At 59.1% G+C, this 13008-nt stretch carries 17 protein-coding genes; 10 read left to right on the top strand and 7 right to left on the bottom strand.

Annotated elements, in window-relative coordinates; genetic code table 11:
- The first annotated feature begins 50 nt into the window (after window positions 1-50).
- Together M1D68_RS10545 and M1D68_RS10540 are read left to right on the top strand one after the other, a co-directional pair.
- Window positions 51-923, top strand: coding sequence for a LysR family transcriptional regulator (locus M1D68_RS10545; RefSeq protein WP_457970263.1), 873 nt, complete (start codon window positions 51-53; stop codon window positions 921-923).
- Between the two features lie 318 nt (window positions 924-1241).
- Window positions 1242-1607 carry a histone-like nucleoid-structuring protein, MvaT/MvaU family gene (locus tag M1D68_RS10540; protein WP_420767720.1) on the top strand — a complete coding sequence of 122 codons (366 nt, stop codon included), beginning with the start codon at window positions 1242-1244 and terminating at the stop codon, window positions 1605-1607.
- Window positions 1608-1699: 92 nt separating this feature from the next.
- Here the strand turns inward: M1D68_RS10540 and M1D68_RS10535 are convergent, their stop codons facing one another.
- Complete coding sequence (locus tag M1D68_RS10535) at window positions 1700-2230, bottom strand: DUF4946 domain-containing protein (protein ID WP_434563623.1); 531 nt, start codon at window positions 2228-2230, stop codon at window positions 1700-1702.
- Between the two features lie 147 nt (window positions 2231-2377).
- On the opposite strand from M1D68_RS10535, the gene gloA reads away from it, so the two are divergent.
- Window positions 2378-2899: a lactoylglutathione lyase gene (gene gloA / locus M1D68_RS10530; protein WP_420767718.1), complete on the top strand. Its 522-nt coding sequence runs from the start codon at window positions 2378-2380 to the stop codon at window positions 2897-2899.
- Window positions 2900-2967: 68 nt separating this feature from the next.
- Here the strand turns inward: gloA and ahpF are convergent, their stop codons facing one another.
- From ahpF to galU, 4 genes are all read right to left on the bottom strand, one after another.
- Window positions 2968-4530 (bottom strand): alkyl hydroperoxide reductase subunit F, encoded by a 1563-nt coding sequence (gene ahpF, locus M1D68_RS10525; protein ID WP_457970261.1) that lies wholly within the window; start codon window positions 4528-4530, stop codon window positions 2968-2970.
- A gap of 123 nt (window positions 4531-4653) precedes the next feature.
- On the bottom strand, window positions 4654-5217 hold the full coding sequence (ahpC, locus tag M1D68_RS10520) for an alkyl hydroperoxide reductase subunit C (RefSeq protein WP_011061677.1): 564 nt from the start codon (window positions 5215-5217) through the stop codon (window positions 4654-4656).
- 234 nt (window positions 5218-5451) lie between these two features.
- Window positions 5452-6807, bottom strand: a complete 1356-nt coding sequence (gene gorA / locus M1D68_RS10515) for a glutathione-disulfide reductase (protein ID WP_434676582.1) — start codon at window positions 6805-6807, stop codon at window positions 5452-5454.
- A gap of 174 nt (window positions 6808-6981) precedes the next feature.
- Window positions 6982-7821, bottom strand: a complete 840-nt coding sequence (gene galU, locus M1D68_RS10510; RefSeq protein ID WP_039592970.1) for a UTP--glucose-1-phosphate uridylyltransferase GalU — start codon at window positions 7819-7821, stop codon at window positions 6982-6984.
- Window positions 7822-8055: 234 nt separating this feature from the next.
- Between galU and M1D68_RS10505 the strand changes: the two genes are divergently transcribed.
- Window positions 8056-8271, top strand: coding sequence for a hypothetical protein (locus M1D68_RS10505; protein WP_420767715.1), 216 nt, complete (start codon window positions 8056-8058; stop codon window positions 8269-8271).
- Window positions 8272-8387: 116 nt separating this feature from the next.
- Entirely contained in the window at window positions 8388-8669 is a 282-nt protein-coding gene (locus M1D68_RS10500; protein WP_420767714.1) for a hypothetical protein, read from the top strand.
- A 14-nt stretch (window positions 8670-8683) separates the two neighbouring features.
- On the opposite strand, the gene M1D68_RS10495 is transcribed toward M1D68_RS10500, so the two are convergent.
- Window positions 8684-9034: a hypothetical protein gene (locus M1D68_RS10495; protein ID WP_420767713.1), complete on the bottom strand. Its 351-nt coding sequence runs from the start codon at window positions 9032-9034 to the stop codon at window positions 8684-8686.
- A gap of 206 nt (window positions 9035-9240) precedes the next feature.
- Between M1D68_RS10495 and M1D68_RS10490 the strand changes: the two genes are divergently transcribed.
- The 5 genes from M1D68_RS10490 to ada all read left to right on the top strand — a co-directional run bounded on the left by M1D68_RS10490 (window position 9241) and on the right by ada (window position 12423).
- Complete coding sequence (locus M1D68_RS10490) at window positions 9241-9543, top strand: DUF1883 domain-containing protein (RefSeq protein WP_003182962.1); 303 nt, start codon at window positions 9241-9243, stop codon at window positions 9541-9543.
- 26 nt (window positions 9544-9569) lie between these two features.
- Window positions 9570-9740, top strand: coding sequence for a hypothetical protein (locus M1D68_RS10485; RefSeq protein ID WP_457970257.1), 171 nt, complete (start codon window positions 9570-9572; stop codon window positions 9738-9740).
- Window positions 9741-9875: 135 nt separating this feature from the next.
- A complete protein-coding gene (locus tag M1D68_RS10480) occupies window positions 9876-10595 on the top strand; it encodes a 2OG-Fe(II) oxygenase (RefSeq protein ID WP_457970256.1) in 720 nt (239 codons plus the stop codon).
- Window positions 10582-11262 (top strand): DNA oxidative demethylase AlkB, encoded by a 681-nt coding sequence (gene alkB / locus M1D68_RS10475; protein ID WP_420767710.1) that lies wholly within the window; start codon window positions 10582-10584, stop codon window positions 11260-11262. The genes M1D68_RS10480 and alkB overlap by 14 nt, the downstream gene beginning before the upstream one ends.
- An 87-nt stretch (window positions 11263-11349) precedes the next feature.
- Window positions 11350-12423, top strand: a complete 1074-nt coding sequence (gene ada / locus M1D68_RS10470; protein ID WP_420767709.1) for a bifunctional DNA-binding transcriptional regulator/O6-methylguanine-DNA methyltransferase Ada — start codon at window positions 11350-11352, stop codon at window positions 12421-12423.
- On the opposite strand, the gene M1D68_RS10465 is transcribed toward ada, so the two are convergent.
- Window positions 12387-12875, bottom strand: coding sequence for a GyrI-like domain-containing protein (locus M1D68_RS10465; RefSeq protein ID WP_420767708.1), 489 nt, complete (start codon window positions 12873-12875; stop codon window positions 12387-12389). The two genes, ada and M1D68_RS10465, sit on opposite strands and share 37 nt — an antisense overlap.
- Window positions 12876-13008: the final 133 nt, after the last annotated feature.

Genomic DNA, 13008 nt, shown 5'->3' with positions numbered 1-13008 from the left:
TGCCGTATTGTTCGCCTCATATCTTGTCATCGTAAAATGAGCTTTTACTCATGACCCTGACCCAACTCGAAATCTTTTCGCTGGTCGCCGAGCTGCGCGGCTTCACGGCAGCCGCGACACGGTTGGGCATCGGACAATCAGCGGTGTCGCACGCAATCAGGTCCTTGGAAAACGAACTGGGCGTCGAGCTGTTCAGGCGTCATCAGACCCTGGTGGAGCCCAGCGACATCGGCCAGCAATTGCTGCTGCGGGCCCGAGCCATGCTCGGCTTGGCCAACACGCTGCGCCAGGAAGCCGCGGATGCCCGAGGCATGCGCCGCGGAACCTTGCGCATCGGCTCGTTCGGCCCGACAGCCTCGATGAAGCTGTTGCCCGCTATCCTGGAACGCTTCAGGACCTTGCACCCGGGGATCGAAGTGCATGTCGACGAGGGGCCGGACCGGCAGGTTCTGCAATGGTTGGACGAACGCCGGATCGACGTCGGTTTCGTAGTCTTGCCGGAGGAACGCTTCGATACGTTCGCGTTGGTGACCGACCAGATGGTCGCCTTGCTCCCTTCTGCTCACGCCCTCGGGGATCGAACCCACGTGCAACTCAAGGATTTGTGCGACGACCCTTTCATTCTCACCGAGGCCGGCTCGTCGGAACTGGTCTGGCGACTGTTCAATGCCGCGCGCTTGACACCCAATGTCCGTTATCGCTGCTCGCAACTGCTCAGTACGCTCGACCTCGTCACTCGTGGCGACGCGGTGAGCGTAGTGTCCGAAGGCTCGTTGCCCCTGTTCGATAATCCTGGCTTCGTTGTTCGTCCTCTGTCGCCTCCCGTCCCACGACAGATCGGCCTGGCCGTACTCGATAGCCGCCAGGCCTCGCCGGCAACCCTGGCATTTATCGAGCTGGCACAGGCCGTTCAGCCGACTTGATTGCGCTTAACTTTCGATAGGGTTATCTATTAGCCCAACGGACTAGAGCACGCGATTGCATTACACCGCCTAGTACTGCTAACAGCCAATCTCCGTCGCCAGTCGCTTGACGTCATCGGCCCGACTGATGGTAAAACGCCAACAGCTGTTACATAACGAAAAAGTTACGATTTACACTTTTCGGTTTAACTACTACAATTTTTTCTGCCTCTACCAGATAGCAGGAGAGTCATTAGTCACCGAGTCGCTACAAGGCGCCTGGCTTATAGCTTTGTTTGCGGTTGGTATCAGCCTTATATTTTGATTGGAGTAATTATATTGTCCAGACTCGCTGAATTTCGCAAAGCCGAAAAGGCCCTTCAAGAGCAGCTCGCGCAGCTGGAAGCTTTGAAGAATGACGCCGGGCTCAAGAAAGAAATCGAATTCGAAGAAAAGCTCCAAGGGCTGATGAAAACCTACGGCAAGGGCCTGCGCGACATCGTTGCGATCCTCGACCCGAGCCCGTCCAAATCAGGCCTGTCGTCGGGCAAGACGCCAAAGACCCGCCGTGCCCGCGTCGTCAAGGTCTATCAGAACCCGCACACGGGCGAACTGATCGAAACCAAGGGCGGCAACCATCGCGGTTTGAAAGCCTGGAAGGAAAAATACGGTGCGAGCACCGTCGATTCCTGGCTGCGCGGTTGAAAGCACTACAACGAAAAAAGCCCTGGCCTGCACCCAGGGCTTTTTTATGGGCCGAACTTTCGTGTTGGCCCAAGAGTATTACGCTGAAAGCCTTATAATTTCAGGCTATTTCGTACCGACTGTATTTCATCCTGGCTTTCTACAAATACCTGCGCCTGCCCCGCATAGGACAACACGTAGGCATTACCGTCATTAAGTGCCGCGACGAGGGTCTGCGACAATACATGACGCCCGTTTTGCGTGATCGTGCAAGTGGTTTCCAAAGCGCTTACGCCACCCAATACGGACGCGTGAATCTTATTGCAGACACTTTGATAGCCGCCTTGGAAAAAATCCTTCTGAATGGACTTTCTCATTTCCAACAGCACGCCTTGCAAGTTTACTTGATGGTCGGGCTCGACAGCCGACGCGGTCAATTCCATCACCATCACGGCATTGCCCGAAGGGTCGCTTTTGGTGGCGCGCTGCCGACTGGTACCTTTGGCCGGGGCCAGTGCGTCGGCGGGCAGCGATTCGATGATCCATCCCGAGGGCCAGGTTACCTGTGGTTCGGCCGCCCCCACATCGACGCTCGACGCGACGGCAAACAACAGGACGAACAGCGAAGAAAGCGGTCGAAACATTGCGTTGCACTCAAGGACTGATCGTGAAGTCTGAAGCGCGACGCACCACCAGGCAATAGGCACGTTTGGCGATGCCACGCCCCTTGCGTATCATGGACGCACCTGCAAGGAAGCTAGCACAAGCCCCACTTATTTTTCGGAGGGCCCATGAGCCTGCAAGAACTCAATACTTTCCCTGGCGTCACCGCTCAACCCGATGCCGCAACGGCCAAGTTCGTCTTCAACCACACCATGCTGCGGGTCAAGGACATTACCAAGTCCCTTGATTTCTACACCCGTGTGCTGGGTTTTTCCCTGGTGGAAAAACGCGACTTTCCAGAGGCCGAATTCAGCCTGTATTTCCTTGCCCTGGTCGACAAGAACCAGATCCCGGCGGACGCGGCGGCGCGTACCGAGTGGATGAAATCGATCCCCGGCATCCTCGAACTGACGCATAACCACGGCACCGAAAACGATCCGGCGTTCACCTACCACAACGGCAACACCGACCCGCGCGGTTTCGGTCACATCTGCATCTCCGTGCCAGACGTGGTCGCCGCCTGCGAGCGCTTCGAAGCGTTGGGCTGTGACTTCCAGAAACGCTTGAGTGATGGCCGCATGAAAAGCCTGGCCTTCATCAAAGACCCGGACGGTTATTGGGTCGAGATCATCCAGCCTGCACCGTTGTAAGTTCTGCGGTCACAAAAAAACCCCATGAGCCAAGGCCCATGGGGTTTTGTTTTTCCAGCGACTGGCTATCAGGCCGGTGCGGAGGTGCGGATCAGGTGATCGAAGGCGCTCAGCGAAGCCTTGGCGCCCTCGCCCACGGCGATCACGATCTGCTTGTACGGCACGGTGGTCACGTCACCGGCAGCGAACACACCCGGGATCGACGTTTCGCCACGAGCATCGACAATGATCTCGCCACGCGGCGAGAGCTCGACGGTGCCCTTGAGCCAATCGGTGTTAGGCAACAGGCCGATCTGGACGAAGATTCCTTCCAGCGCCACGTCGCGCACTTCACCGCTCGGACGGTCCTTGTAGCGCAGGCCGTTGACCTTCTGCCCGTCACCCGTCACTTCGGTGGTCTGGGCGTTGGTGATCACCGTCACGTTCGGCAGGCTGTGCAGTTTGCGCTGCAACACCGCGTCGGCACGCAATTGCACATCGAACTCCAGCAACGTGACGTGGGACACGATACCCGCCAGGTCGATGGCCGCTTCGACGCCGGAGTTACCGCCGCCGATTACCGCGACCCGCTTGCCCTTGAACAGCGGACCGTCACAATGCGGGCAGTACGCCACGCCTTTGTTGCGGTATTGCTGCTCGCCCGGCACGTTCATTTCGCGCCAGCGGGCACCGGTCGCCAGGATCACGGTCTTGGCCTTGAGGCTCGCGCCGCTGGCGAACTTGACTTCATGCAGCCCACCGGCCGTGCCTGGCACCAGTGCGTCGGCGCGTTGCAGGTTCATGATGTCGACGTCGTATTGCTTGACGTGTTCTTCCAGGGCGACAGCCAGTTTCGGCCCTTCGGTTTCCTGGACCGAGATGAAGTTCTCGATGGCCATGGTGTCGAGCACCTGGCCGCCGAAACGCTCGGCCGCCACACCGGTACGGATGCCTTTTCGTGCCGCATAGATGGCCGCCGAGGCACCGGCCGGGCCACCGCCCACCACCAACACGTCAAAGGCATCCTTGGCGCTGATCTTCTCAGCCTGGCGCTCGATGCCACTGGTGTCGATCTTGGCGAGGATTTCTTCCAGGCCCATACGACCCTGGCCGAAGTTCACACCGTTCAAGTACACGCTTGGCACGGCCATGATCTGGCGTTCATCGACTTCAGCCTGGAACAGCGCGCCGTCGATGGCGACGTGCTTGATGTTCGGGTTCAGCACCGCCATCAGGTTCAGCGCCTGGACCACGTCCGGGCAGTTCTGGCACGACAGCGAAAAATACGTCTCGAAGTTGAACTCGCCCTTGAGCGAGCGGATCTGTTCGATCACTTCGACACTGGCCTTCGAAGGGTGGCCACCGACTTGCAGCAGGGCCAGCACCAGCGAAGTGAATTCATGCCCCATGGGAATGCCGGCGAAACGCAGGCTGATATCGGCTCCCGGGCGGTTCAACGAAAACGATGGCTTACGCACATCGGTGCCGTTGTCGAGCAAGGTAATCTGGTTGGAAAGACTGGCAACGTCTTTGAGTAACGCAAGCATTTCCTGGGATTTCGCACCGTCGTCGAGGGATGCAACGATCTCGATCGGCTGGGTGACCCGTTCCAGGTATGACTTCAACTGAGCTTTAAGATTGGCGTCCAACATACGGGCGATTTCCATTTTTGAATTTCAGAAAAAACAACGCCCAGGCGAATCTCGCCCGGGCGTTTTTTGGGGCGAAGCGGCTTACTTGGCTAAGAGCGGATCGCCCTCGGGTAACGCATTGGTTTAGATCTTGCCGACCAGGTCCAGGGACGGAGCCAGGGTGGCCTCGCCTTCTTTCCACTTGGCTGGGCAGACTTCACCTGGGTGAGCGGCAACGTACTGGGCTGCCTTGATCTTACGCAGCAGCTCGGAAGCGTCACGGCCTACACCACCGTCGTTGATTTCAACGATCTTGATCTGACCTTCAGGGTTGATCACGAAAGTACCGCGGTCAGCCAGGCCAGCTTCTTCGATCAGCACGTCGAAGTTGCGGGAGATGGCCAGGGTCGGGTCGCCGATCATGGTGTACTGGATCTTGCCGATGGCTGGCGAAGTGTTGTGCCAGGCAGCGTGGGCAAAGTGAGTGTCGGTGGACACGCTGTAGATTTCGACGCCCAGCTTCTGGAACTCGGCGTAGTTGTCGGCCAGGTCTTCCAGCTCGGTTGGGCAAACGAAGGTGAAGTCAGCTGGGTAAAAGAACACGACAGACCACTTGCCTTTCAGGTCGGCGTCCGATACTTCGACGAAAGCGCCGTTTTTGAAAGCGGTGGCTTTGAACGGTTTAACTTGGCTGTTGATGATAGGCATCGTTGACTCTCCGTCAGTGGTTGAAAAGTTGATGGGGTGAATCTTAGCCATTCATTGCGCTGTTGGCTCATTGCCAAAGCTCATGCAAATGATTGGTTTTGGCTATCAGGAATCTATATAGATAGAAGAAATCTGTGGAAGCTGCCGAAGGCGGCGATCAATTGATCGTGGCAGCTGCCTGACAGTTCACGGGGCTGGATCAACGGATCACAGCCCCATGGACGAAAAGCCTGATCAGGCGGTAGGCGTACGCATGGTGACGAATTCTTCGGCTGCGGTTGGATGCACGCCGATGGTTTCATCGAAATCGCGCTTGGTAGCACCGGCCTTGAGGGCAATCGCCAGCCCTTGGATAATTTCACCGGCGTCCGGCCCGACCATGTGGCAGCCCAGGACCTTATCGGTCTTGGCATCGACCACCAATTTCATCAGGGTGCGTTCCTGGCAGTCAGTGAGGGTCAGCTTCATCGGCCGGAAACGGCTTTCGAAAATCTGCACCTCATGGCCGGCTTCCCGAGCCTGTTCTTCCGTCAAACCTACCGTGCCGATGTTCGGCAGGCTGAACACCGCCGTGGGGATCATTCGATAATCAACCAGGCGGTATTGCTCAGGCTTGAACAGGCGCCGCGCCACCGCCATGCCTTCGGCCAGGGCGACAGGCGTGAGCTGCACACGGCCGATCACATCGCCAATGGCCAGGATCGACGGTTCAGCCGTCTCGTATTTTTCGTTGACCTGCACGAAGCCTTTCTCGTCCAGCTTGACGCCCGTGTTCTCCAGCCCAAGATTGTCCAGCATCGGCCGGCGGCCGGTGGCGTAGAACACACAATCGGTCGACAACGTGCGACCGTCCTTGAGCGTCACTTTCAAGCTGCCGTCGGCTTCTTTGTCGATGCGTTGGATGTCTGCGTTGAATTGCAGGTCTAAGCCACGACGCTGCAGCTCTTCGGCCAGATGCTTGCGCACCGCGCCATCAAAACCGCGCAAGAACAGGTCACCGCGATAAAGCAAGGATGTCTGCGCGCCCATGCCGTGGAAGATCCCGGCGAATTCCACGGCGATGTAGCCGCCCCCCACCACCAGCATGCGCTTGGGCAGCGTCTTGAGAAAAAACGCTTCGTTGGAACCGATGGCGTGCTCGCTCCCGGGAATATCCGGAATCACCGGCCAGCCGCCGGTGGCGATCATGATGTGCCTGGCGGTGTAGCGCTCGCCGTTGATCTCGACTTCATGAGGGCTGGTAATCCTGGCGTGGCCTTCATGCAAGGTCACACCGCTGTTGACCAGCAGGTTGCGGTAGATGCCGTTGAGGCGATTGATCTCACGATCCTTGTTGGCGATCAGCGTGGCCCAGTCGAAACTCGCCTCGCCCGCCGTCCAACCGTAGGCCGATGCTTGTTCGAAGTCCTCGGCGTAATGCGCGCCGTAGACCAGCAGTTTTTTCGGCACACAGCCGACGTTGACGCAGGTCCCCCCCAGGTAGCGGCTTTCCGCCACGCCCACTTTCGCGCCGAAACCCGCGGCAAACCTCGCCGCCCGCACACCGCCGGAACCGGCGCCAATCACATACAGATCAAAATCGTAGGCCATCATCTATCTCCTTCGGCAGGTTGTCAGCATACCTGCTGTTTTCACCTGAGGCAGCGTTGCAGCGCAAACAGCGACTTTGTTTGTGTGATTGATGATTGGCGGAAGGTTTTTTTGCAGAAAAAAAAACGCCCCGAACCAGTCGGGGCGTTTTTTCAAGGCGCGACGCAGGCTGAATCAGTAAGCCTTGCCGGTTTTGTAGAAGTTCTCGAAGCAGAAGTTGGTTGCGTCGATGTAACCTTCGGCGCCACCGCAGTCGAAGCGCTTGCCCTTGAACTTGTAGGCCATGACGCAGCCGTTCTGGGCCTGTTTCATCAGGGCGTCGGTGATCTGGATCTCACCGCCCTTGCCTGGCTCGGTCTGTTCGATCAGGTCGAAGATGTCCGGAGTCAGGATGTAGCGGCCGATGATCGCCAGGTTCGACGGCGCATCTTCAGGTTTTGGTTTTTCAACCATGCTGTGAACGCGGTAGATGTCTTCGCGGATCATTTCACCGGCGATGACACCGTACTTGTTGGTTTCCTGCGGATCCACTTCCTGGATCGCCACGATGGAGCAACGGAATTGCTTGTACAGCTTGACCATCTGGGTCAAAACGCCGTCGCCTTCCAGGTTCACGCACAAGTCGTCCGCCAGGACCACGGCGAACGGTTCGTCACCGATCAGCGGGCGGCCGGTCAGGATCGCATGGCCCAAACCTTTCATTTCGGTCTGGCGGGTGTAGGAGAACGAGCACTCGTCCAGCAACTTGCGAATGCCGACCAGGTATTTTTCCTTGTCGGTGCCCTTGATCTGGTTTTCCAACTCGTAACTGATGTCGAAATGGTCTTCCAGGGCGCGCTTGCCACGGCCGGTGACGATGGAGATTTCCGTCAGGCCCGCATCCAGGGCTTCTTCGACGCCGTACTGGATCAGTGGCTTGTTCACCACCGGCAGCATTTCTTTGGGCATGGCTTTAGTCGCTGGCAGGAAGCGAGTACCGTAACCGGCTGCTGGGAACAAGCATTTCTTGATCATATAAGTCCTTGAAAAGGCGGTGTGTACAAGTTTTCGGCGCAGTCTAATCAGCCGGCAGGCACCTTACAATGCCTGCGCTGGCCAACCGATGCCATCATAGAGAAATAAACCGGCGGATAGTTCAATCGCCTTTCGCTTCGATGGTTCCAGCGGTCCTCACTGTACGCCCATCAGCACGGTTTGCGAGCATTTGGCGTATCATGGCCGCCTTGATTCCGCCAACGAGGCAGCTAGATGTCGGCAACACAGAACGCAAACGGTTATTCGGTCAGCCAGGACAAGGACGGCCAGTGGTGGATTATCAACTACCACGGCGAGCAGGTCGCCGGTCCCTTGCCCACCAAGACAATGGCGGTGGAAGTCGCCGCGGTCTTTCAGGACGAACGTTCCGCCCCGGCGCCCCGGGAACGTGAACAGGCGCCAGCGCGCAATACTCGCCGCAAGAAATAAACAGACGGCCCCGCCGAAGCCCTGGTGCTCGGAAGGGGCCGCGGGTTTAGCTGTACCGGAATGGCCATTCGCTATAATCTCGCGCCATTCCTCCCCATCCTGATGACAACCCCCCCATGAAGACAATCCTGGCGCTGTTTGCAGTTCTGGCCCTGGCAGGCTGTGCCTCAGCCGAAAAAACCTATCTGGATACCGGTGAACAAGGCTTGGCCATCGACTGTTCAGGCGAAGCCAATTCCTGGGCGACGTGTTACGAGAAAGCGGAAGCTTCCTGCGCCGGTACGGGCTACCGCATCGTCGGCACGGATGGCACGCCACAGGCCAACGACAGCGAAAAGACCCTCGGTGTGGACGTGGGCAACTTCACCAGCCGCAGCGTGGTGGTCGTCTGTAAATAAAGGACGGGCCCTGCTTAACCGGAAATACAAGCGTTGGCCGCGTCCTGAACGTCGCCCGGGCGCACCGGTACGTTGGAGAGGCTTTCGTGCAGCTTGATGCTGGAGCCGCTGGAGCGTTCGTCGATGTCGAACACCGCGGCCGGTAGCGCCGACAGCTTGCCGGGGACGATCACCCGCACGCCATTCTTATGCGGCTCCATTTGCAGCGGGCCACGGCTCTCCAGAAGCTTGTCGGCAACGCACTTGGCGTATTCATGAGGTTTCTTGCCGGAGATGACGCTCATGGTGGGCGGCGTCTGGTTGATGTCCGATACCGATGCACATCCACCCAAGGCCAAGGCCAATACCCACACGCTGCGCTTCATATGAATCCTCCAATAAAGACCCTCCGACAATGCAAACGTCGATTTTCTCCAACGTCCTCTCATTTTTTATTCGCCCCCGCCTGAGAAATGAATGACACCCAGGACAGGGGCCGGATATTAACCCGCGGTGCTGATAAACTGCCCTCCATTATCATTGCTTCATCTTACTGTCCTGATTTGCAAGAAATGCCCTTCTGGAGGCGCCCATGAAATTCATCCACCAGCGCGAGCACCTCAACGAAGACGATATCGTCGTGATCGAATGCTCCCAAATGTGCAACATCCGTTTGATGAACGACGCCAATTTCCGTAGCTTCAAGAATGGTGGCCGCCACACCTACCACGGCGGCGCGTTCGACACGTTCCCGGCCAGGATCACGGCCCCCAGCACCGGCTTCTGGAATATCACCATCGACACCGTCAACCGTCGCGCCATCAGCGTTACCCGCAAGCCGACCCTGACCCACAAGATCAAGATCATCCGGCGCTCCAGTTCGAAGCTGAGTTGAGCCCCCCGTCCAAGATAGGTAAAACCGTGGCCCAGACAACCAAATACGTTATCAAGTACAAACTCAACGGCGAGCGCCGCTTCGAGTTCGCGCAACTGGAGACCGGCACCGAGGAAGAAGCGCTGGTCGCGCTGCAAAAGTTGCATGGCGAGACCGATGATCAGATCACCGACCTCAAGGTCAGCAAGGCACTCTGAAGCCTGCCAGCTGGCTTTTTGTGGTGAGGGAGCTTGCTCCCTTTCTACAAAAAGCGCTTCACATCGCAAGAATCGGAGTGCCCGGCAGCGCTGCACTCTTCAGGCTGAACAGTCCTTTTATCCAGGATTGCAATCATGTCCTCAACGCCTCTATTGACCCAACACCTCCCCCACCTCGATTGGCCCACCATGGTGGATAGCCTCGATGAGGACGGCTGCGCGATCATTCGCAACCTGCTGCCGACCGTACAATGCCGGCAGTTGAGCGGCTTGTATGAGGACGCCGGGGTTTTTCGTTCGCGGGTAGTAATGGGGCGCCACGGTTTCGGGCGCGGTGAGTACCAGTATTTCGCTTATCCGCTGCCTGAGATCGTCCAGCAATTGCGCCAGTCGCTCTATCCGATGCTGGTCCCAGTGGCTAATCGCTGGAACGATTGCATGGGCCTGGAAACGCGATACCCCGACAAGCACACGGATTTCATCCGCCGTTGCCATGCCGCCGGGCAGCAGCGTCCCACACCGTTGCTCCTCCAATACGGCCCGCAGGATTACAACTGCCTGCACCAGGACCTTTATGGCGAACAGGTGTTCCCGCTACAGGTAGCCATCCTGCTGTCGGAACCGGGAGACGACTTTACCGGGGGCGAGTTCGTCCTCACCGAGCAACGCCCGCGCATGCAGTCACGCCCCCAAGTCATCGACTTGAAACGAGGCGACGCCGTGGTGTTCGCCGTACACCAGCGGCCGGTCAAAGGCGTTCGCGGGTATTATCGGGTTAACTTGCGCCATGGCGTCAGCCGTGTACACAGCGGTCGCCGGCATACACTCGGGATCATTTTTCATGATGCGCAATGACGACACCCCCGTCACTCTCGACCTGTTCGCCGACCAGGCGCCCACCACGCCTGGCCAGGTCGAACAGATCGGCCAGCAATCCTTCGTGCTACGCGGGTTTGCCCTGCCCTGGCTCGACCGTTTGTTGCCAGCGCTGGAAACAGTCTTGCAGGCCGCACCGTTCCGGCAGATGGTCACGCCCGGTGGCTTTACCATGTCGGTGGCCCTGACCAGTTGCGGCGCACTCGGCTGGACCACCGACCGCAGCGGCTATCGCTACACCGCCCATGATCCACAGACAGGCGATCCCTGGCCCGCCATGCCGCCAGTGTTTCGCGAGCTGGCCCAGGCCGCCGCCCGGCAAGCGGGCTTCGAGCACTTCGAGCCCGATGCCTGCCTGATCAACCGCTACGTGCCCGGCGCGCGGATGTCGCTGCACCAGGACAAGAACGAGCGCTCCCTGACGGCCCCCGTCGTCTCGCTTTCCCTTGGCCTGCCGGCGACATTCCAGTTTGGTGGATTCGAGCGCAGCGACAAAAGCCAGCGCATTCCGTTGTTTCATGGCGACATCGCAATCTGGGGCGGCGTGGACCGGTTGCGCTACCACGGCGTGCTGCCGCTCAAGCCGGGACAACATACACGTCTGGGCGCCCAACGCATCAACATGACGTTCCGCATGGCCGGATGACAATGCAGAATTCAACCGCAAGACCCGGAGTGTCGTCACCTGGATGGCTCAGTAATCTAGCCAAAACGGGCCAAAGGAATCACGACCATGAACAGCACTTCAAGTACGCTCGCCCCTGATCAGGACCCTCGCTGGGCCGCCGTACTCGCCCGGGATCCGCGCGCCGATGGCACCTTTGTCTACGGCGTGAAGACCACCGGCATCTATTGCCACCCCAGCAGCCTGTCGCGCCTGCCCAACCCGCGCAATGTCGAATTCTTCGACACGCCGGAACAGGCCCAGGCAGCCGGTTATCGTCCCAGCAAACGGATGGCCAGGGACCAGACCCAGATCGCCGCGCAACAAGCGGCGCGGGTGGCGGCGGCCTGCCGGCAGATCGAGGCGGCCGAGCAACTGCCAGGCTTGAATGAACTGGCACAAAGCGCCGGCCTGAGTCCCTTCCATTTTCATCGCGTCTTCAAGTCGATCACCGGCCTGACCCCCAAGGCCTACGGCGCCGCCCATCGCTCGCGCAAAGTGCGCGAACGCCTGGCCGACGCCGGAACGGTGACCGAAGCGCTTTACGACGCAGGCTTCGGTTCCAACAGCCGCTTCTATGAAGCCGCCGACAAAGTCCTGGGTATGAAACCTGGCGAGTATCGCGCCGCCGGGCTGAACACCGATATTCGCTTCGCCCTCGGCCAGTGTTCCCTGGGAGCGATCCTGGTGGCGCAAAGCGAGCGTGGCGTGTGCGCGATCCTGCTGGGGGACGACCCGGATGCGCTGCTGCGTGACCTGCAAGACAAGTTCCGCCGCGCCAACCTCATCGGTGCCGATCGGGAATTCGAGCAACTGATTGCCCAAGTGGTGGGCTTCATCGAGGCACCGGCCCTGGGCCTGGACCTGCCACTGGACTTGCGTGGCACGGCGTTCCAGGAACGGGTCTGGCAAGCCCTGCGAGAGATCGCGCCCGGCAGCACCGCCAGCTATGCCGAAATCGCCCAGCGCATCGGCATGCCCAAAGCGGTGCGCGCGGTGGCCCAGGCCTGCGGCGCCAATAGCCTCGCCGTGGCGATCCCCTGCCATCGAGTGGTGCGCAGCGACGGCAACCTGTCGGGCTACCGCTGGGGCGTTGAGCGCAAGCGTCAGCTGTTGGCGCTGGAACGCTCGCCCGAGGATTGAACACCGATATAGATCGCCACCGAGTCGGGTGCGTTATAGACCTCGAAATCGGTGGTGAACCGGCGCACGGCCTGCGGATTGTCGGCGAAGTACGCCCAGATCAGCCCCCAGGTCTGGATCACGCAATCAGGCATTTCGCCCTTGGCCGAGAACACCAGGTAATCCCCGCCCTCGACTTCCACGGCGGGGTAGCCTGCGCTCGTGGCGTCGACCTGTACGCCCGCCGTCACATTGAAGTAGCCGGTGGCATCGGACTCGTAGCCGGAGTACACACCGTAGACGAACGACTCCGACTGCCGCGCCGGAACTCGCTCAAACAACCCTTCGGTGAAGAATTGCTGCCACATCGGGCCGATTTTCGCCGTATCGCCCTGTTGCTCCTCGGCGTTGCGGGTGCGTACCTGCAAACCGGCGACCGTGAAAGGTTCGACGGTCTTGAGTTTCACGTCCATGGGTTCGGCTCCTTGATAAGTGGTGTCCCATGGTACCCATCCCGCCGTTGGTATCAAACCCGGGCAGCGATTGAAAAACTCGACTGGCCCTGGCCGGGTCACACCTGCTAAAAACACCGTTTCCTTCTGCCGT

The organism is Pseudomonas sp. R4-84 (assembly GCF_054130985.1).
The sequence above is the reverse complement of the archived record's forward strand: the minus strand, read 5'-3'. Positions and strand labels throughout refer to the sequence as shown.

What these genes read in the sequence shown, in the direction of transcription:
- gloA (WP_420767718.1), top strand. Translation starts at nt 2,378, where the DNA reads ATGAGCCTGCAAGAACTCAATACTTTCCCTGGCGTCACCGCTCAACCC.
- M1D68_RS10495 (WP_420767713.1), bottom strand. Translation starts at nt 9,034, where the DNA reads ATGAAGCGCAGCGTGTGGGTATTGGCCTTGGCCTTGGGTGGATGTGCA.
- M1D68_RS10465 (WP_420767708.1), bottom strand. Translation starts at nt 12,875, where the DNA reads ATGGACGTGAAACTCAAGACCGTCGAACCTTTCACGGTCGCCGGTTTG.
- gorA (WP_434676582.1), bottom strand. Translation starts at nt 6,807, where the DNA reads ATGGCCTACGATTTTGATCTGTATGTGATTGGCGCCGGTTCCGGCGGT.
- ahpF (WP_457970261.1), bottom strand. Translation starts at nt 4,530, where the DNA reads ATGTTGGACGCCAATCTTAAAGCTCAGTTGAAGTCATACCTGGAACGG.
- ada (WP_420767709.1), top strand. Translation starts at nt 11,350, where the DNA reads ATGAACAGCACTTCAAGTACGCTCGCCCCTGATCAGGACCCTCGCTGG.
- M1D68_RS10490 (WP_003182962.1), top strand. Translation starts at nt 9,241, where the DNA reads ATGAAATTCATCCACCAGCGCGAGCACCTCAACGAAGACGATATCGTC.
- M1D68_RS10480 (WP_457970256.1), top strand. Translation starts at nt 9,876, where the DNA reads ATGTCCTCAACGCCTCTATTGACCCAACACCTCCCCCACCTCGATTGG.
- M1D68_RS10545 (WP_457970263.1), top strand. Translation starts at nt 51, where the DNA reads ATGACCCTGACCCAACTCGAAATCTTTTCGCTGGTCGCCGAGCTGCGC.
- galU (WP_039592970.1), bottom strand. Translation starts at nt 7,821, where the DNA reads ATGATCAAGAAATGCTTGTTCCCAGCAGCCGGTTACGGTACTCGCTTC.
- alkB (WP_420767710.1), top strand. Translation starts at nt 10,582, where the DNA reads ATGATGCGCAATGACGACACCCCCGTCACTCTCGACCTGTTCGCCGAC.
- M1D68_RS10500 (WP_420767714.1), top strand. Translation starts at nt 8,388, where the DNA reads ATGAAGACAATCCTGGCGCTGTTTGCAGTTCTGGCCCTGGCAGGCTGT.
- M1D68_RS10535 (WP_434563623.1), bottom strand. Translation starts at nt 2,230, where the DNA reads ATGTTTCGACCGCTTTCTTCGCTGTTCGTCCTGTTGTTTGCCGTCGCG.
- ahpC (WP_011061677.1), bottom strand. Translation starts at nt 5,217, where the DNA reads ATGCCTATCATCAACAGCCAAGTTAAACCGTTCAAAGCCACCGCTTTC.
- M1D68_RS10505 (WP_420767715.1), top strand. Translation starts at nt 8,056, where the DNA reads ATGTCGGCAACACAGAACGCAAACGGTTATTCGGTCAGCCAGGACAAG.